18 protein-coding genes and 9 pseudogenes are annotated in these 16,941 nt (G+C 35.7%); 21 read left to right on the top strand and 6 right to left on the bottom strand.

Features of this window, described 5'->3' with window-relative positions; all coding sequences use genetic code 11:
• Window positions 1-109: 109 nt before the first annotated feature.
• A complete protein-coding gene (locus tag ARSQ2_RS00290) occupies window positions 110-265 on the top strand; it encodes a Clp protease/crotonase-like domain-containing protein (RefSeq protein ID WP_181993956.1) in 156 nt (51 codons plus the stop codon).
• 429 nt (window positions 266-694) lie between these two features.
• Here ARSQ2_RS00290 and ARSQ2_RS00285 read toward each other — a convergent pair whose 3' ends face one another.
• The 4 genes and pseudogenes from ARSQ2_RS00285 to greB all read right to left on the bottom strand — a co-directional run bounded on the left by ARSQ2_RS00285 (window position 695) and on the right by greB (window position 4,303).
• Window positions 695-871: a hypothetical protein gene (locus ARSQ2_RS00285; protein WP_181993955.1), complete on the bottom strand. Its 177-nt coding sequence runs from the start codon at window positions 869-871 to the stop codon at window positions 695-697.
• Between the two features lie 762 nt (window positions 872-1,633).
• Window positions 1,634-2,959, bottom strand: a pseudogene (gene envZ / locus ARSQ2_RS00275) (two-component system sensor histidine kinase EnvZ).
• A complete protein-coding gene (ompR, locus tag ARSQ2_RS00270) occupies window positions 2,956-3,675 on the bottom strand; it encodes an osmolarity response regulator transcription factor OmpR (RefSeq protein WP_181993954.1) in 720 nt (239 codons plus the stop codon). The pseudogene envZ and the gene ompR overlap by 4 nt, the downstream one beginning before the upstream one ends.
• A 139-nt stretch (window positions 3,676-3,814) precedes the next feature.
• Window positions 3,815-4,303 (bottom strand): annotated as a pseudogene (gene greB / locus ARSQ2_RS00265) (transcription elongation factor GreB).
• Window positions 4,304-4,393: 90 nt separating this feature from the next.
• Between greB and ARSQ2_RS00260 the strand changes: the two are divergent.
• The 16 genes and pseudogenes from ARSQ2_RS00260 to trpS all read left to right on the top strand — a co-directional run bounded on the left by ARSQ2_RS00260 (window position 4,394) and on the right by trpS (window position 13,218).
• Complete coding sequence (locus ARSQ2_RS00260) at window positions 4,394-4,558, top strand: hypothetical protein (RefSeq protein ID WP_181993953.1); 165 nt, start codon at window positions 4,394-4,396, stop codon at window positions 4,556-4,558.
• Between the two features lie 32 nt (window positions 4,559-4,590).
• Window positions 4,591-4,911 (top strand): annotated as a pseudogene (locus tag ARSQ2_RS00255) (Tex-like N-terminal domain-containing protein); the annotation flags it as partial.
• Window positions 4,912-4,959: 48 nt separating this feature from the next.
• Window positions 4,960-5,187 carry an IS630 transposase-related protein gene (locus ARSQ2_RS00250; RefSeq protein WP_181993952.1) on the top strand — a complete coding sequence of 76 codons (228 nt, stop codon included), beginning with the start codon at window positions 4,960-4,962 and terminating at the stop codon, window positions 5,185-5,187.
• A gap of 3 nt (window positions 5,188-5,190) precedes the next feature.
• On the top strand, window positions 5,191-5,538 hold the full coding sequence (locus ARSQ2_RS14405; RefSeq protein ID WP_420837714.1) for a transposase: 348 nt from the start codon (window positions 5,191-5,193) through the stop codon (window positions 5,536-5,538).
• Window positions 5,465-5,647, top strand: a pseudogene (locus ARSQ2_RS14400) (transposase); the annotation flags it as partial. The gene ARSQ2_RS14405 and the pseudogene ARSQ2_RS14400, both read left to right, overlap by 74 nt.
• A gap of 685 nt (window positions 5,648-6,332) precedes the next feature.
• Window positions 6,333-6,854 carry a shikimate kinase AroK gene (gene aroK / locus ARSQ2_RS00240; protein WP_181993950.1) on the top strand — a complete coding sequence of 174 codons (522 nt, stop codon included), beginning with the start codon at window positions 6,333-6,335 and terminating at the stop codon, window positions 6,852-6,854.
• A gap of 51 nt (window positions 6,855-6,905) precedes the next feature.
• Window positions 6,906-8,000 (top strand): 3-dehydroquinate synthase, encoded by a 1,095-nt coding sequence (aroB, locus tag ARSQ2_RS00235; protein ID WP_181993949.1) that lies wholly within the window; start codon window positions 6,906-6,908, stop codon window positions 7,998-8,000.
• A 254-nt stretch (window positions 8,001-8,254) separates the two neighbouring features.
• The gene (locus tag ARSQ2_RS00230; RefSeq protein ID WP_338078209.1) at window positions 8,255-9,028 is read left to right on the top strand and encodes an SPOR domain-containing protein; all 774 of its coding nucleotides are present in this window, start codon (window positions 8,255-8,257) and stop codon (window positions 9,026-9,028) included.
• Between the two features lie 48 nt (window positions 9,029-9,076).
• On the top strand, window positions 9,077-9,922 hold the full coding sequence (gene dam, locus ARSQ2_RS00225) for an adenine-specific DNA-methyltransferase (RefSeq protein ID WP_181993948.1): 846 nt from the start codon (window positions 9,077-9,079) through the stop codon (window positions 9,920-9,922).
• Window positions 9,923-9,935: 13 nt separating this feature from the next.
• Window positions 9,936-10,607 (top strand): ribulose-phosphate 3-epimerase, encoded by a 672-nt coding sequence (gene rpe / locus ARSQ2_RS00220; protein ID WP_181993947.1) that lies wholly within the window; start codon window positions 9,936-9,938, stop codon window positions 10,605-10,607.
• Window positions 10,607-10,921: an HAD family hydrolase gene (locus ARSQ2_RS12070; RefSeq protein ID WP_238334217.1), complete on the top strand. Its 315-nt coding sequence runs from the start codon at window positions 10,607-10,609 to the stop codon at window positions 10,919-10,921. The genes rpe and ARSQ2_RS12070 overlap by 1 nt, the downstream gene beginning before the upstream one ends.
• Before the next feature lie 5 nt (window positions 10,922-10,926).
• Window positions 10,927-11,049, top strand: a pseudogene (locus ARSQ2_RS12065) (phosphoglycolate phosphatase); the annotation flags it as partial.
• 72 nt (window positions 11,050-11,121) lie between these two features.
• Entirely contained in the window at window positions 11,122-11,721 is a 600-nt protein-coding gene (locus tag ARSQ2_RS12060; protein ID WP_238334216.1) for an IS630 transposase-related protein, read from the top strand.
• A gap of 99 nt (window positions 11,722-11,820) precedes the next feature.
• Window positions 11,821-11,949 (top strand): transposase, encoded by a 129-nt coding sequence (locus tag ARSQ2_RS12055; RefSeq protein WP_238334215.1) that lies wholly within the window; start codon window positions 11,821-11,823, stop codon window positions 11,947-11,949.
• Between the two features lie 29 nt (window positions 11,950-11,978).
• A pseudogene (locus ARSQ2_RS00210) lies at window positions 11,979-12,173 on the top strand (HAD hydrolase-like protein); the annotation flags it as partial.
• Window position 12,174: 1 nt separating this feature from the next.
• On the top strand, window positions 12,175-13,218 hold the full coding sequence (gene trpS, locus ARSQ2_RS00205; RefSeq protein WP_181993945.1) for a tryptophan--tRNA ligase: 1,044 nt from the start codon (window positions 12,175-12,177) through the stop codon (window positions 13,216-13,218).
• Between the two features lie 336 nt (window positions 13,219-13,554).
• On the opposite strand, the pseudogene ARSQ2_RS00200 reads toward trpS, so the two are convergent.
• Window positions 13,555-14,144, bottom strand: a pseudogene (locus ARSQ2_RS00200) (Fe-Mn family superoxide dismutase).
• Window positions 14,145-14,450: 306 nt separating this feature from the next.
• Between ARSQ2_RS00200 and ARSQ2_RS00195 the strand changes: the two are divergent.
• From ARSQ2_RS00195 to ARSQ2_RS00185, 4 genes and pseudogenes are all read left to right on the top strand, one after another.
• Window positions 14,451-15,199 (top strand): annotated as a pseudogene (locus tag ARSQ2_RS00195) (AMP-binding protein); the annotation flags it as partial.
• A gap of 126 nt (window positions 15,200-15,325) precedes the next feature.
• Window positions 15,326-15,484: pseudogene (locus ARSQ2_RS12050) on the top strand (AMP-binding protein); the annotation flags it as partial.
• Between the two features lie 51 nt (window positions 15,485-15,535).
• The gene (locus ARSQ2_RS00190) at window positions 15,536-15,796 is read left to right on the top strand and encodes an IS630 transposase-related protein (protein WP_181993944.1); all 261 of its coding nucleotides are present in this window, start codon (window positions 15,536-15,538) and stop codon (window positions 15,794-15,796) included.
• Between the two features lie 119 nt (window positions 15,797-15,915).
• A complete protein-coding gene (locus ARSQ2_RS00185; protein WP_338078210.1) occupies window positions 15,916-16,356 on the top strand; it encodes a transposase in 441 nt (146 codons plus the stop codon).
• Here the strand turns inward: ARSQ2_RS00185 and ARSQ2_RS00180 are convergent.
• Window positions 16,248-16,472 carry an ogr/Delta-like zinc finger family protein gene (locus ARSQ2_RS00180; protein ID WP_420837713.1) on the bottom strand — a complete coding sequence of 75 codons (225 nt, stop codon included), beginning with the start codon at window positions 16,470-16,472 and terminating at the stop codon, window positions 16,248-16,250. The two genes, ARSQ2_RS00185 and ARSQ2_RS00180, sit on opposite strands and share 109 nt — an antisense overlap.
• Window positions 16,473-16,941 lie beyond the last annotated feature (469 nt).

Below are 16,941 nucleotides of genomic sequence, written 5' to 3'. Positions count from 1 at the left end.
GATATAGAGTAATTACTTGTAATCATTTTAAAGTCGCCCAGCTATATGTCCCCCCGCGCCCGTATGGGGGTGTGGGGTTCGATAAGTGTGGTTGGTGATACATTGTGACTTGTCACAGCGCATTAAAGACGAGGGATTGAAAGTGACCATTATTACCTATAGCGATCGTAAAGCCGAGACGCATCCTTATATACCGCTCAGTGATGAAGCCAAAACAGGTATTGCACACGATGTGAATGAAATCGGGCGTTTTTTGTACAAATAGTAGCGCGTAACCGCCGATTGTGAGAGAAGAAAATTCGTAATACACAGGCGGCCTGTTATCTGGCAGCCGAGCGCGTACAAACAGGATTAGCCGATGGTATTGCCAGTCCTGATGTCGCCTTTCAGACACTCATGAAAGAAGCTGGAGTCATTTGATATGTCAAGCAATACATTATCATTTAGTTATCTGTTATAGCTAGGCGACTTTAAAATGATTACAAGTAATTACTCTATATCAGTTATATCAGTAAATTTATATTCGAGAAAACATATATTTTTGTAATCAAAATTAAGACGCTTAGCTATAGCCCGCAAAGCGAAAGCCGCCGAAGAGGAAGAGGAAGAGGAAGAGGAAGAGGAAGAGGAAAAGGATGAACAGACCGAAGATAGGCAAGACGATGAAAATCAGGACGATGAGGATACGCAAGGTCTAAAATCGAAGAAAGCCCGAAAAGCTACCGATAATGACGAAGAGCCGGATGCCGAAGAAGACGATAGCGATGCCGAAAGGGATGACAAAGATGCCGAAGAAGAGGATGACAACAAAAACGTGAAAAAAGCTCGTCGGGCTGAACAACAGGTGCGGATTGGTGCGGATGGGCATCAACCGGTGAGTGGTTCAGCCAGCGCAATAGCCACCAAGATGAAACAACTCTATAACGTAACAAAAGGTAAAAATAATGGATGAGATAACCCAAAATCCGTTTTCTCCGGGGGTAAAGCACGCCCTGTTTGTTCCCGATCAAGTTAGTTTCGGGTCCCTTACAACTGCTAACGGATAGCGTCACGATAGCCCAATCCGGTAAGCTGAAACGCGGGACGGTACTGAGTGTGGTGACCGCCACCCAGGTTTATCAGGCGTGTAAAAAAATCAGCCATTGATGGCAGTCAGACGCCAAGTGCCATTTTGGCTGATGATGTTGATACCACTGAAAAAAATTAACTGCTGGCGTTTATCTGATGGGTGAATTTAATCAACACCGTCTTGTTATCGATGAAAGCTGGTCCCTCATTGAATTAAAAAAAGCCGTGCGTCCTTTCGCTATTTTCTTGCGCGACAGCGTTCAAGCCTAACTATTCTTCACTTTTCTGTTGGTAGGCTGTTATAGCTGGGCGACTTTAAAATAATTACAAGTAATTACTCTATATCAGTAAATTTATATTGGAGAAAAACATATATTTTGTAATCAAAATTAAGACGCTTAGCTATATTTATGACAGTTTTATGACTGTTAAATAAATAATCAATTTATTTAAAAATATAGCCTTATATATCGATATAATAAATTTTCAAAATCAAAGAATTATATAATTTCATAAAATATAATAAAATTTCCGTTAAATTACGGCTAAATAAAAATATAGATTTTTATTTTTCCATTAATGGTAAAGTTGCCCGTATAGATAACCCTCCCCGTTTACTTTTATCTATAATAATTTCACCATCATGAGCATCAATAATTCGGCGAATAATTGCTAATCCTAGTCCTGTACCAGCATTACTTCTTGCCCTTTCACCTTGCACAAAAGGTTGAAAAAGATGTTGAATACTTTCTTTTTTAATTCCTGCTCCATCATCCTCAACCTGAAACCAGGCATGATCTTTTATCACACCACTACTGACTTTTACCCAACCATTTCCATAGCGGAGGGCGTTAAGCAGCATATTCGTTACTGCTCATTTTATGGCAATTACATTAGCATTAATAATGATAGGTGATGAACTAATCTGCGTCTCAATATTAGACAGGAAACTACTCTCAGCATTAACAGCTTCAAGTAGGAGTTTGTTCAAGTCACAAAACTCCATGTTTATTTCCCTGCTTGTACAGATATAGTCCATGAACTTCCCAATGATGGCATTACACTCTTCAATATCTTTGTTAATTGATTCTGCTAGATATTGATCCTTTTCATTCATCATTTCTGTTGCTAAACGGATCCGGGTTAACGGAGTTCTCAAATCATGACTCACGCCTGCCATTAATATCGTTCTATCATTTTCCAGCATTTTTATTCTTGACGACATACAATTAAAAGCACGGATGACATAATGTATTTCTAATGAATCTTCTTCCTTAATTGCTAGAACCATGACACCTTTTCCCGTTTGCTTGGCATAGCTTTCTAATACAAATAATGGTCTACTCTGATAACGAATATAAAGCCATGTAACAGCAAAAATGGTTAAAAAATAGCCAATGTATAACGAAATACAACGGCGAACTGATTCTGTCCTATTTCAGTTAAAGGCAGTCGTATCCAAACATTTGGGGCAAGATAAGAGTTTAACCATAAAAAAAAGATGCTCTTTGGCAATTTCAAGACGAATATCCGCCTTGCCACCCATATATTCCGCCATCTGCTGGCTTAATCCCTCATAATGTCTTGCCCAACGTAAGCCTTTTTCCATAGCACGCAACTCGGTATAAAAATTAACACCCAGTTCTTTATAGATTTTCTTCTTAAATGATGGCCGCATTAAAATTGCATTTCCATCTTGCAATTCAATTTTCTCTGTTAATAACGTATGCATTTCATAGGTTATGACTTTATTAAGCTGCTGAAGACTCGGCATTACAACAAAATTAAGCACAACTAAATAACTGGTGACTAAACTAGCAAACAGTAAAGTAACAATAGCAAATAATGAACGAGAAAACGTGTTACGTCTGGAAAAACACAATCGTTTCATGCTTTACTACCATCTGGTACAAATACATAGCCCAACCCCCAAACCGTTTGAATATAACGTGGATGAGTAGGATCATCCTCAATCATTCGACGAAGACGTGAAATCTGGACGTCTATCGAACGCTCCATCGCACTATATTCACGCCCTCGAGCAAGACTCATCAATTTATCACGAGATAGAGGCTCACGTGGATATGAGACCAGCACTTTTAAAACCGCAAACTCACCGCTGGTTAATAGCATAGACTCATCATCTTGAAACATTTCCCTTGTTCCTAGGTTTAATTTGAATTTACCAAACCGAATCACCGCCTCGTCGTGTGCCGGCGAACCCGGCAGCTCATTTGCCTGACGTCGTAATACGGCGCGAATACGAGCCAATAACTCTCTAGGATTAAATGGTTTAGGTATATAATCATCCGCCCCAATTTCTAATCCAACAATTCGATCTACTTCTTCACCTTTTGCTGTTACCATAATAATTGGGATAGGATTATTTTGACTCCTTAAACGACGACAAATAGATAAGCCATCTTCACCGGGTAACATCAAATCCAGTACAATCAAATGAATAGATTCACGCGTCAAAATACGATCCATTTGCTCCGCATTGGCCGTACTACGAACTTGAAAACCCTGTTCAGTTAAATAACGCTCCAGTAAAGAGCGCAAACGCATATCATCATCCACAACAAGAATTTTATAATTTTCTTGCATTTTTTTGCCTCCAAAAATATTTTTAAGATTCCTATATAGTTTCTTAATAACAAATAAGACAATAATAATATAACTAATTCCTATTAGGCTTTTTTAGATTAATATTTACATTTTATTGATTTTTTTAATTTTATATCATTTACAACTCAATTCCTTGATAATTAATTTCTAATATCCAATAAGTAATAATACCATTTGGCGTATTCACCGTAACTTCATCATCAATTTGTTTACCTAATAATTCCCTTGCCACTAGTGAATTAATTAATAGAAATCCATTTTTTAGCCGGATTAAATTCATCTGGTCCAACTAAACGAAAAACTTTAATACCACCATTTTCATCTTGTAGTTTTGCCCAGGCCCCAAAATAAACTCTACCTTCCTGCCGAGGGTCGGGATCAACCATTTTTAATACTTCAAGACGTTTAGATAAAAATCGAATACGTCGATCAATTTCTCGTAATCGCTTTTTACCATAAATATACTCCGCATTCTCTGAACGATCACCAAGCGCCGCTGCCTCTGATACAGCTTCAGTGACTTTCGGCCGCTCCTCACGCCAAAGAAACTTTAACTCTTGTTTGAGGTTGTCCCACTCTTCCGAGTAATATAATTATTTTTCACAATAAAAACTCAGTATGATTAACCTTAATTTAAACTATAGCTGGACGACTTTAAAATGATTACAAGTAATTACTCTATATCAGTAAATTTATATTGGAGAAAAACATATATTTTGTAATCAAAATTAAGACGCTTAGCTATAATTACTATATAATTCAAAAAAGTTTTTGTTCACTACATCAAGTTCTAATATCCCAATATAATGTTAACTGGAAATTATTCTTTTCAACACGTATAAATGCGCACATAAGTCGTTAATTGCGTGCTATTTAAGTATTGAAGAAACTAAAATGATGAATAAATCCTTAAGCAAAATTATTGCACATGAATTAGATACAACGCCAGCGCAAATACTTTCAGCCATTACATTACTCGATGAAGGAAATACTGTTCCTTTTATTGCCCGTTATCGTAAAGAAGTCACAGGAGGACTCGATGATAACCAGCTACGTAAACTTTAAACACGTTTAAGTTACTTACGTGAATTAAACGAGCGCCGCCAAACTATCCTAAAATCGATTAATGAACAAGGAAAGCTTACGGCTGAACTTGCTCAGGCGATTAATATAGCTAAGCGACTTAATTTTGAAGACATTATTTATATGAGCTATTCAATTGATTTTAAACGTAAAGTGATATTTACGATGGAAGAATAAGAGTTGAGTATCCGAGAAACACCGAAGCAATTTCGGATTAGCTCTGCATCTGTATCGCGTTGGATTAATCAAATAGAGCCAAAAGCATCGACTACGCGTCAGCGAAAAATCGATAAATCCGAGTTGATAAAAGATGTTGAACAATATCCAGATGCTTACCAAAAAGAGCGTGCAGAGCATTTTGGCGTTTTTCAGAAGGCCATTTGGCAAGCTCTTAAAAAATGGGATTGACCTATAAAAAACTCTACGTCATCCGAAAGCCGACGAAAACACTCGACAAACGTTTCAACAAAAAAACAACAGTATGAAAAAGAAGGCAAGCATATTGTTTTTATTGATGAAAGTGGTTTTTCACACGATACCCCGCGGACTCACGGCTATTCCCCGAAAGGTCAACGGTGTGTTGGTCTCAAGAACTGGGGAGCTAAAGGAAGAACAAATGTTATCGGCGCTTTATTGGGCACAACGCTGTTTGCTATCGGATTATTTGATATCAATATTAACAGCGATGTTTTCTATGCATGGGTCACCCCAAGTCCTTATCCCAGTAGTTCCTCAAAACAGTGTAATCATGATGGATAATGCAACTTTTTACAAGAAACAGAGTATTCAACAAGTCATCATCGATGCGAGGCATATGGTGGAATATTTGCCTACCTATTCCCCAGATCTGAATCCAATTGAACATAAATGGGCACAAGCTACATGCAAAAAAAGAGCGCTCGGATGCGACACAGATATTTTGTTCGCACTCAATATGGTGTAATCAAAATTCAGTCGCTTAGCTATATAACTTCATCCTAAGCAGCACCCAAAAGAGCAAAAATCATCCGATTATTGTGAATAGTGGATTATAAATTTGACGATAAGAAAGATTTAGCTTACAAGGTTAGCTATTTAGCGAAGTAAATATTGTTGTGCGCACACTCGATAATAAAACCTTTATATGTACGATTAGAGTTGCATTTTTAGCTAATCTATTGCGATAATTTTTATATCCAATTTAATATAATTCATAATTGGCAGCAAATAATACATTTTCCGTATAGATATCGACGTGGTTTTCAAATTGATTGATGTTAAACTTAGTGAGCAAACAAACTTAAAGACGAATACTTGAGCTTCGTAATACTGTATATTACGTATTACGAGACATTCGGGATTTTAAATCTGTTAAGAAATACTGCTATCAGTTATGTTCCAAAAACAGGCCCTTCCGATATAATTCAGAAAAAACTGAATGTATTTGGGATTTTTTTGCTTTTATATGCAAGAAAAGATGTCAATACTCATGAGGTTTCAATTATAGGTCCCGTTGCTAATTTGATTGCCGGGGCGGGTTATCATTAACGAATAATCTTAGTAATACCAAAAACATGGCAGAGAAACGCAATATCTTTCTGGTTGGGCCTATGGGCGCCGGAAAAAATACTATTGGTCGCCAGCTAGCGCAGCAACTTAGTATGGAGTTTTTTGATTCCGATCAAGAAATTGAACGACGTACTGGTGCTGATGTGAGTTGGATATTTGATTTGGAAGGCGAAGAAGGTTTTCGGGAACGTGAAGAAAAAATTATCAATGAGCTTACAGAAAAACAAGGCATTGTTCTAGCAACAGGGGGGGGATCGGTAAAATCAAAAAAAACACGCAAGCGTCTTTCTGCTAGCGGGGTAGTCGTTTATCTTGAAACTACCATTGAAAAACAAATGGCACGAACTCAACGCGATAAAAAAAGACCTTTATTGCAAGTAGATCAGCCTGCTCGTGAAGTTTTAGAAAAACTCGCTCATGAACGTAATCCACTTTATGAAGAAATCGCAGACATTACTATTCATACCGACGATCAAAGTGCAAAAGTAGTTGCTAACCAAATCATTGGATTATTAGAAAATACTTAATTTCAATAAATCAATATGAATGATTGATCATGCCATAAAGGTAAAATCAATATGGAAAAATTGACAGTTACACTCGGTGAACGGAGTTACCCTATTAGTATCGCTTTTGGTTTACTTAATTCACCTGATGCTTTTTTGCCGTTGAAAAGTGGCGAATACGCAATGATTGTAACGAGCAAAACGCTACATTCCATTTATTCTGCAAGAGTAAAATCTACTCTTACAAAAATGGGCATCAAAGTTGATGAGATCATTCTACCTGACGGAGAACAGTACAAATCATTAGCTACTCTTGATACTGTCTTCACTGCTTTATTGAAAAAAAATCATCCTCGAAGCACCACCCTTATTCCACTTGGGGGTGGTGTTATTGGTGACTTGACAGGATTTGCTGCCGCCTGCTACCAAAGAGGCGTTCGTTTTATCCAAGCACCAACCTCGCTTTTATCTCAAATTGACTCATCTGTTGGAGGAAAAACAGCAGTCAATCATCCATTAGGTAAAAACATGATTGGTGCTTTCTATCAGCCAATATCAGTTATTATTGATTTAGATAGTCTAAAAACATTACCAGTACGTCAGTTTTCTTCAGGCTTAGCTGAAATTATTAAATATGGCATTATTCTAGATTATGATTTTTTTTGTTGGTTAGAAAAAAACATTAATAAACTATTTGAATTAGATGAAAAAACAATAAGTTATTGCATACGACGTTGTTGTGAATTAAAAGCAAAAATCATTGCTATAGATGAAAAAGAAACCGATGAACAACGTGCCGTATTGAACTTAGGACATACCTTTGGTCATGCCATTGAAACTGAATTAAACTATGGTTGTTGGCTACACGGTGAGGCAGTTGCTGCAGGTATCGTGATGGCTGCAAAAACCGCAGAGTTAATTGGCCAATTTAATAATCATGATACTCAACGCATTTTAAACTTACTGAAGCAAGCAAATCTCCCTATTAAGGGACCATCAAAAATGGCTGCTGAAGCCTATTTACCTCACATGAGTAGAGATAAAAAAGTAGTTAATAATCAACTCAATCTGGTGCTACCCAAATCTATTGGAAACGCAGAATTATATACTAATATAAGCCATGAGATTGTTTTAAAAGCAATTAAACAATGCCTAGATACAGATTAAACCGTGATTGAAATACCAAGATAGCCATAGTGACACTATAATAAATATCCGTATTTTAGAATCAAATTGTACAAAAAATCATCTTTATCCATGATATGAGGTCATTCACCTTAAACGGAGGGGAAATGGACGAGTTCAAACCAGAAAGAAATCCTCAAGATCAGAGTAACTTCCGGCCAGACACTTCTGACAGGCCTGTATTACGTTCACGTCAGCAAGGATCTAAACACCATCTAGCTTCTCGGCAACATGTCATGACTGGTATCGCTGTTTTGGTTCTATTATTACTTACTATCGCGATTAGCTCACCACTTAAAGCGCCAACAGATCATGAGAAACAAAATACCTCTACAACAATAAATGAACGTAACATTAATATTTCTAAATCAATATCACTGTCAAATGAGTCTCCTTTATCTCAAGAACAAAACCAGCCACAAAACGTAACCATGCCTTCAATTAGTGATACACCGACTGAAAGTTCCTTTCCTCCAGCCAATCAAGGGAAAGGTAAACGTATTGAAATTCCTGGTGACGTTGTTCATGCTTTACGGCAGGGACAAACATTACCTAATGCTAAGCAACAACTCATTGAAAATCCGACACCAACGCCATCATCAACAAAACTTCTCGCTACTACGCCACCTAAGATCGTTGAAACAATTAAAACTAATTCTGAAAAAAAAACAAAACCTATAGTTAGAACACATACAAATCAAAGTGGTGATTTATTATGGACTCCAGCCAGTAATTACACACTGCAATTAAGCAGTGCAAGCCGCTCTGACTCTCTAGAAGCATTTGCTAAAAACAATCGCTTAACTAATTATAAAATCTATAAGACCATACGTGATAAAAAAGAGTGGTATGTTCTTATTCATGGTAATTACTGCTCAGCCAGTGAAGCAAAAAATGCAATTTCAACTTTGCCCGCTTCTGTTCAGGAAAAAAACCCTGGGTTAGAAAATTTCAGCAAATTAAGCAAGATTAAAAATAAAGAATTATTAGGCGCAAATATGCTGTCCTAAACAGAGATATATCAAAAACTCTGGAACATTTAGATAAAATATCGCGGCATGAAGAAAAAACGCGCTTTTTTAAAATGGGCTGGCGGTAAATATTTTCTGGTAGAAGAAATTAAAAAATATCTACCAGAAGGTGATTGTCTGGTAGAGCCATTTGTCGGGGCAGGTTCAGTATTTTTGAATACCAACTATAATGCTTATATCCTAGCTGACATTAATAATGATCTTATCAATTTATATAATACTGTAAAATATCATACTGATACATTTGTGCAGCATTCACTTCAGCTTTTTAACAATGAATTTAATACACCAGAGGAATACTACCGTTTACGTACCGAATTCAACTTATCTAATAATCCTAGACGTCGTAGTGAACTATTTTTATATCTTAATCGTCATTGTTACAATGGTCTTTGTCGTTACAACTCAAAAGGGGAATTTAACGTTCCATTTGGGCGCTATAAAAAACCTTATTTTCCTGAAGATGAACTCTATTGGTTTGGAGAAAAAGCACAAAAAGCTATTTTTGTCTGCCAAACCTATCAAGAAACATTACTATCAGTAAACAAAAGTGCTGTTGTTTACTGTGATCCACCCTATACTCCTCTTTCTGATACGGCTAATTTTACCGCATATCATACAAATAGTTTTGGCAACAAAGAACAATACAATTTGGCTCAAATTGCTTATCACTTATCATCAACTCGCGGAATACGGGTATTAATATCAAATCATGATACACCAGCGACTAGAGAATGGTATCATCACGCCAAGCTAAATGTTGTTAAAGTACGTAGAACAATTAGTCGTAATAGCTTTTCTCGTAAAAAAGTCGATGAACTTTTGGCATTTTATAATCTAACTTATAAAAAAAACGCAAAAGGTAAAAAATAAATCGGAGACAATAATGAAAGATTTTCTGATTGCCCCCTCTATTTTATCCGCAAATTTTGCATGTTTAGGTGAAGATACTGGAAAAGTCATTAAAGCTGGAGCTGATATTATCCATTTTGACGTAATGGATAACCATTATGTTCCAAATTTAACTTTTGGCCCAATGGTATGTAAAGCATTGCGAGATTATGGTATTAAGGCACCCATTGATGTGCATTTGATGGTAAAACCAGTAGATCGACTAATTCCTGAATTTGCTAAAGCTGGTGCAACTTATATTACCTTTCACGCTGAAGCAAGTGAGCATATTGATCACACATTACAATTAATTAAAGATAACGGTTGTAAAGCTGGTTTAGCTTTTAATCCTGCTACACCATTAAACTATTTAGATTACGTGATAGATAAATTGGATATGATCCTAATCATGTCGGTAAATCCTGGTTTTGGTGGGCAATCTTTTATTCCACAAACCCTAAATAAATTGCGTCAAGTTCGTAAAATGATCGATGAAAACGTTTATAATATTCGCCTAGAAGTTGATGGCGGGATCAATGTTAATGATATTATTAATGTTGCAAATGCAGGTGCTGACACCTTTGTCGCAGGTTCTGCAATTTTTAATCAACCAGATTACAAAACTGTCATTGATGCTATGCGTAAAAAGTTATCTGAGGCAATTTAATGGCATTAAAAAAATTAACCAAGATTAAAGTTATTTCATTTAATTTGGATGATACATTAGTCGACAGTGCAGGCGGATTAGCTGATGCTTTAGATCGTGCTTTAATCATTCAGCAATTACCCGCTGCAGGCAAAGAACTTGTTTCCACCTCGGTTCGTAATGGTGTCGATATTATGATAGAACGCGCATTAACTTGGGTAAATATTAAAATCACACCAGAAATCAAAAATAATGCTCGCCAATTATTTGATAAAATTTATGCAACTACAGTAATAACTGCTAGTCAACTTTTTCATGGAGTAAAAAAACATTAGCAGAAATAGCCACACAACCTTTACCAAGAACAATCGTCACCAAGAAACCTACGCCATTTATTGACCCTTTATTAAAAAAATTAACCATTGATTTTTATTTTTCTTTAATATTAAGGGGCGATGACGTAAAAGAGAAAAAACCCTATCCGGCTCCACTGTATCTTATAGCTAAGCGACTTAATTTTGATGACATTATTTATATGAGCTATTCAATTGATTTTAGACGTAAAGTGATATTTACGATGGAAGAAGAAGGGTTGAGTATCCGAGAAACAGCGAAGCAATTTCGGATTGGCTCTGCATCTGTATCGCGTTGGATTAATCAAATAGAGCCAAAAGCATCGACTACGCGTCAGCGAAAAATCGATAAATCCGAGTTGATAAAAGATGTTGAACAATATCCAGATGCTTACCAAAAAGAGCGTGCAGAGCGTTTTGGCGTTTGTCAGAAGGCCATTTGGCAAGCTCTTAAAAAAATGGGATTGACCTATAAAAAACTCTACGTCATCCGAAAGCCGACGAAAACACTCGACAAACGTTTCAACAAAAAACAACAGTATGAAAAAGAAGGCAAGCATATTGTTTTTATTGATGAAAGTGGTTTTTCACACGATACCCCGCGGACTCACGGCTATTCCCCGAAAGGTCAACCGTATGTTGGTCTCAAGAACTGGGGAGCTAAAGGAAAAACAAATGTTATCGGCGCTTTATTGAGCAAAACGCTGTTTGCTATCGGATTATTTGATATCAATATTAACAGCGATGTTTTCTATGCATGGATCACCCAAGTCCTTATCTGAGTACTTCCGAGTACTTCCTAAAAACAGTGTAATCATGATGGATAATGCAACTGTTCAAAAGAACAGAGTATTCAACAAGTCATCATCGATGCGGGGTATATGGTGGAATATTTGCCTACCCATTCGCAAGATCTTAATACAATTGAACATAAATGGGCACAAGCTAAATGCAAAAAAAGAGCGTTCGGATGCGACACAGATATTTTGTTCGGACTCAATATGGTGTAATCAAAATTAAGTCGCTTAGCTATAAAGATCAATTATTATTTGTCGGTGATTCTCATAATGATATCTTAGCCGCTAAAGCTGCAGATTGTCCTTGTGTGGGTTTAACTTACGGATATAACTATGGTGAATCTATCGCATTAAGTAAACCAGATTATGTATTAGATAACTGTGCCGATCTACTTCCTGCGTTAGGACTACCACCTTTGACAACTATGGGATCATAACATGAATATACCCCCTATAAATTCAATTAATACCGACAAAAAGCCTATTGTATTCAGTGGGGCTCAACCGTCTGGGGAATTAACCATCGGCAACTATATTGGCGCATTACGCCAATGGGTTCACATGCAAGATAATTATGACTGTATTTATTGTATTGTTAATCAACATGCCATTACAGTTCGTCAAGACCCCAAAGAATTAAGAAAACATACGCTTGATACATTAGCCTTATACCTAGCTTGTGGTATTGATACTAAAAAAAGTATTATTTTTGTTCAATCCCATGTTCCGCAACATACTCAACTTAGTTGGGCGCTTAACTGTTATACCTATTTTGGTGAATTAAGCCGCATGACACAATTTAAAGACAAGTCAACCCGTCATGCTGAAAATATTAATGCTGGATTATTTGATTATCCAGTATTAATGGCTGCCGATATTTTACTTTACCAGACAAACCAAGTCCCGGTTGGTATTGATCAAAAACAACATTTAGAGTTAAGCCGCGATATTGCTCAACGTTTTAATTCGCTCTATGGTGAAATATTTACTGTACCCGATCCCTTTATTCCTGAAAAAGGAGCGCGGGTTATGTCTCTACAAGAACCACAAAAAAAGATGTCAAAATCAGATGATAACCGCAATAATGTAATAACTTTATTAGAAAACCCTAAATCAGCGGCTAAAAAAATCAAACGTGCCCTTACTGATTCTGACGAGCCACCGCAAATTTATTATGATACAGAAAACAAACCGGGTATTTCTAATCTGATAGATATCCTTTCTGGTGTAACAGGCACATCTACCTCTGAGATAGAAAAACAATTTACCGGAAAAATGTATGGCGATCTTAAAAACACCGTTGCTGAAGCTGTTTCAGATATGCTAATAAATATTCAAAGCCGTTTTAATGAATTTCGTAATAATGAAAAACTATTGAATTACATTATCTCTGAAGGTGCTAGCAAAGCAGAGCCTCGTGCTCAAGTAACCCTTAGTAAAATTTATGACGCGATAGGTTTTATTAGTCCTATAAAAAAATAATGCTCTTCTCCCTCCTAAAACTCGAGGGAGATTGACATTAAGAATCAATTTAAAAATTAATAAAAATAAATAGTTAAAACAAATATCAATCTTTATTTTATTAATATATTTATTGAATAATATAGATAAAAAAATACCATTTAGCGAAACAAAAAGTTTCTTTTATTTGTTAATATATAATTAGAGTTAAAATTTTTTCATTACAATAATTTTAATTGGTCATTAAAAAATATTAGTAGGCCAGTAAATAATCTGGCACCACTAACATTGATATTAAACAAACAGATAAAACCAATGCTATTTTACTTTTCCTACAAAACGTTTTTCCGCTTCATCCTAATTAACAACTGACCAAAAGGCTTTAATATATTCAGGACGACGATTTTCATATTTAAGATAATAAGCATGTTCCCAAACATCAAGCCCTAAAATAGGATAACCGGAAACACCAGAAATAGATTCCCCCCATTAATGGGTGATCTTGATTAGCTGTCGAAACAACTGCCAGCTTTCCATCCGATTTCAATACTAACCCACGCCCAGCCAGAACCAAAACGAGTGGCTACTGCTTTTTCAAAGATTTCTTTAAAATTCTCAACGCTAGCAAAATCACGTTCAATTGCAGATTTTAACTTACCCTTTAGTTTAGTACCTGTTTTCAAACCGTTCCAAAACATACTATGATTGGCATGCCCACCTGCATTATTGCGTAAAAAAGTACGCTTATCCACAAGCCCCTTATCTAAATTTTGAATTAAATCCTCTATATCAAGTTTAGCAAGCTCAGGAAAATTTTTTAATGCATCATTAGTATTAATCACATATATTTGGTGATGTTTGGTATGATGGATCTTCATTGTACTTTCATGGAAATGTGGCTCTAGTACCCCATATTCATAAGGCAAGGAAGCTAATGTATAACTGATCCGCATTAACTCCTCTTACTTAAATATGAAATAAATGTTTCAATCAATCCTTATTTTACAAGGATTAACATAATAATGAAAAAAATTATAAACAATATATTTTTTTAAGGTTTTTATTTCTCTATAAAAAATCGACATATTCGCTCATTAGATTAAAATAAATTTTTTATAAAAACCATCAATTAAAACAATTTAAATAAAATAATTAATTAATAACAAATTTAAAATAAAACACTATCATTTACGTGATCACTTACACAAAAAACAAATTCTTTTTCATAGGATTAGTTAACTGCTCTTTGACATATGATTAACTCAAATGAGGAGAAGAAAAATATTATATCAACGTTCAAGTACCCCCTTCCTACTCAAATTGCCGCACATGCCTTAGTTAATAAAAAAAATACCAACAAGATTATCAATTATCTCTTGAAGATCCTGACGCTTTTTGGCGAGAAAAAGGTCAAATTGTTGACTGGATAAAACCCTATACCAAAGTAAAAAACACTTCATTTGATCCAGGGCACATTAACATCCAATGGTTTAAAGATGGTACCTTAAATTTAAGTGCTAACTGTCTAGATCGCCATTTATAATTAGGCGGTGATCAAACTGCAATCATTTTGGAAGGCGATCATTCATCACAATCTTATCATATAACTTACCGCCAACTTCATCATAATGTCTGCCTATTTGCCAATGCATTAAAAAATTAGGCATCAAAAAAGGGGATGTTGTTGCTATTTATATGCCGATGATACCTGAATCAGCCATCGCCATGTTAGCATGTACCCGCATTGGAGCTATTCATTCTGCTATCTTTGGTGGTTTTTCACCAGAAGCTATTGCAGGTCGCATTATTGAAAGTAAAGCTAAACTGATCATTACCTCAGATGAAGGGTTAAGAGAAAATCGTACTATACCACTGAAAAAATGTTGATGAAGCGTTAAAAAATCCAGCAATTAAAAGTATTAATAATGTTATTGTTTTTAGACGAACAGGTAATCAAATCGATTGGCAGGAAAAACGTGATCATTGGTGGCATGAACTTATTATAGTTAAGCGACTTAATTTTGATTACAAAATATATGTTTTTCTCCAATATAAATTTATTGATGTAGAGTAATTACTTGTGATCATTTTAAAGTCGCCCAACTATAAAAACCTCAACGTTGACTGTCTCGCTGAAGAAATGGATTAGGAAGATCCTTTATTCATTCTTTATACATCTGGTTCAAGAGACAAACCCAAAGGCGTCTTACACACCACTGGTGGCTATTTAGTTTATGTTTCTATCACTTTCAAATACTCATTTGACTACCAGGCAAAAGAAATTTATTAGTGCACTGCTGATATAGATAAACGACTTAATTTTGATGACACTATTTATATGAGCTATTCAATTGATTTTAGACGTAAAGTGATATTTACGATGGAAGAAGAAGGATTGAGTATCCGAGAAACAGCGAAGCAATTTCGGATTGGCTCTGCATCTGTATCCCATTGGATTAATCAAATAGAGCCAAAAGCATCGACTACGCGTCAGCGAAAAATCGATAAATCCGAGTTCATAAAAGATATTGCACAATATCCAGATGCTTACCAAAAAAAGCGTGCAGAGCGTTTTGGCGTTTGTCAGAAGGCTATTTGACAAGCTCTTAAAAAAATGGGATTGACCTATAAAAAAATTCTACGTCATCCGAAAGCCGACGAAAACACTCGACAAACGTTTCAACAAAAAAACAACAGTATGAAAAAGAAGGCAAGCATATTGTTTTTATTGATGAAAGTGTTTTTTCACACGATACCCCGCGGACTCACGGCTATTCCCCGAAAGGTCAACGGTCTGTTGGTCTCAAGAACTGGGGAGCTAAAGGAAGAACAAATGTTATCAGCGCTTTATTGGGCACAACGCTGTTTGCTATCGGATTATTTGATATCAATATTAACAGCGATGTTTTCTATGCATGGGTCACCCAAGTCCTTATCCCACTACTTCCTAAAAATAGTGTAATCATGATGGATAATACAACTTTTCACAAAAAACAGAGTATTCAACAAGTCATCATCGATGCGGCGCATATGCTGGAATATTTGCTTACCTATTCGCCAGATCTTAATCCAATTGAACATAAATGGGCACAAGCTAAATGCAAAAAAAGAACGCTCGGATGCGACATAGATATTTTGTTTGCACTCAATATGGTGTAATCAAAATTAAGTCGCTTAGCTATATTTTGACATTGATAATAAAATTCCTTAGTTTTGTTAGTTAAGTAACGGCTCGTTCTAATATGAGCGGTATTTTTACAAACAGGGCAACGCATCATATACACCTCCTAAAACTTAAGATTGAGTAATTTATATAGAGGTAAAATGATCTGTTTTCGTTATAAATCTCTACCTTGTACTTCACTACTAGCGCTATTTAAATCAATATCCATTGAAAATGGAACATCAACTCGTTATACCAAGGTTAGATAGCAACAACCATCTATTTTTTGTTGATTATTTGATATTTCAATATATTTACCACTAGCTACATCACCACTCGCTTTTCTTTTTTAAGCCGCAACGCGTCGTTTTATCCTTTTTGTTGTGTGGTTGACGACAGATTTTTTAACGTTAAAAATTTGTTTTTTTATTGTTAGATTAAAGACTCCTTTAAAGATAAGGAGATTAACTTAAATAATGGAGATACTAAGAGACAGAGTTATTACTAGTTGTTGGACGCGATCTGATGCACTTAAGGTTCATTTCGATGATCCAGTAACACCGCAACCCAATGTCAATATT

This window comes from Arsenophonus endosymbiont of Bemisia tabaci Q2, from assembly GCF_902713415.1.
Taxonomy (GTDB): Bacteria; Pseudomonadota; Gammaproteobacteria; order Enterobacterales; family Enterobacteriaceae; genus Arsenophonus.
This window is presented reverse-complemented; position numbering and strand designations above follow the sequence as displayed.

What these genes read in the sequence shown, in the direction of transcription:
- ompR (WP_181993954.1), bottom strand. Translation starts at nt 3,675, where the DNA reads ATGCAAGAAAATTATAAAATTCTTGTTGTGGATGATGATATGCGTTTG.
- aroK (WP_181993950.1), top strand. Translation starts at nt 6,333, where the DNA reads ATGGCAGAGAAACGCAATATCTTTCTGGTTGGGCCTATGGGCGCCGGA.
- aroB (WP_181993949.1), top strand. Translation starts at nt 6,906, where the DNA reads ATGGAAAAATTGACAGTTACACTCGGTGAACGGAGTTACCCTATTAGT.
- ARSQ2_RS00230 (WP_338078209.1), top strand. Translation starts at nt 8,255, where the DNA reads ATGACTGGTATCGCTGTTTTGGTTCTATTATTACTTACTATCGCGATT.
- dam (WP_181993948.1), top strand. Translation starts at nt 9,077, where the DNA reads ATGAAGAAAAAACGCGCTTTTTTAAAATGGGCTGGCGGTAAATATTTT.
- rpe (WP_181993947.1), top strand. Translation starts at nt 9,936, where the DNA reads ATGAAAGATTTTCTGATTGCCCCCTCTATTTTATCCGCAAATTTTGCA.
- ARSQ2_RS12070 (WP_238334217.1), top strand. Translation starts at nt 10,607, where the DNA reads ATGGCATTAAAAAAATTAACCAAGATTAAAGTTATTTCATTTAATTTG.
- ARSQ2_RS12060 (WP_238334216.1), top strand. Translation starts at nt 11,122, where the DNA reads ATGAGCTATTCAATTGATTTTAGACGTAAAGTGATATTTACGATGGAA.
- ARSQ2_RS12055 (WP_238334215.1), top strand. Translation starts at nt 11,821, where the DNA reads ATGGTGGAATATTTGCCTACCCATTCGCAAGATCTTAATACAATTGAA.
- trpS (WP_181993945.1), top strand. Translation starts at nt 12,175, where the DNA reads ATGAATATACCCCCTATAAATTCAATTAATACCGACAAAAAGCCTATT.
- ARSQ2_RS00190 (WP_181993944.1), top strand. Translation starts at nt 15,536, where the DNA reads ATGAGCTATTCAATTGATTTTAGACGTAAAGTGATATTTACGATGGAA.
- ARSQ2_RS00180 (WP_420837713.1), bottom strand. Translation starts at nt 16,472, where the DNA reads ATGCGTTGCCCTGTTTGTAAAAATACCGCTCATATTAGAACGAGCCGT.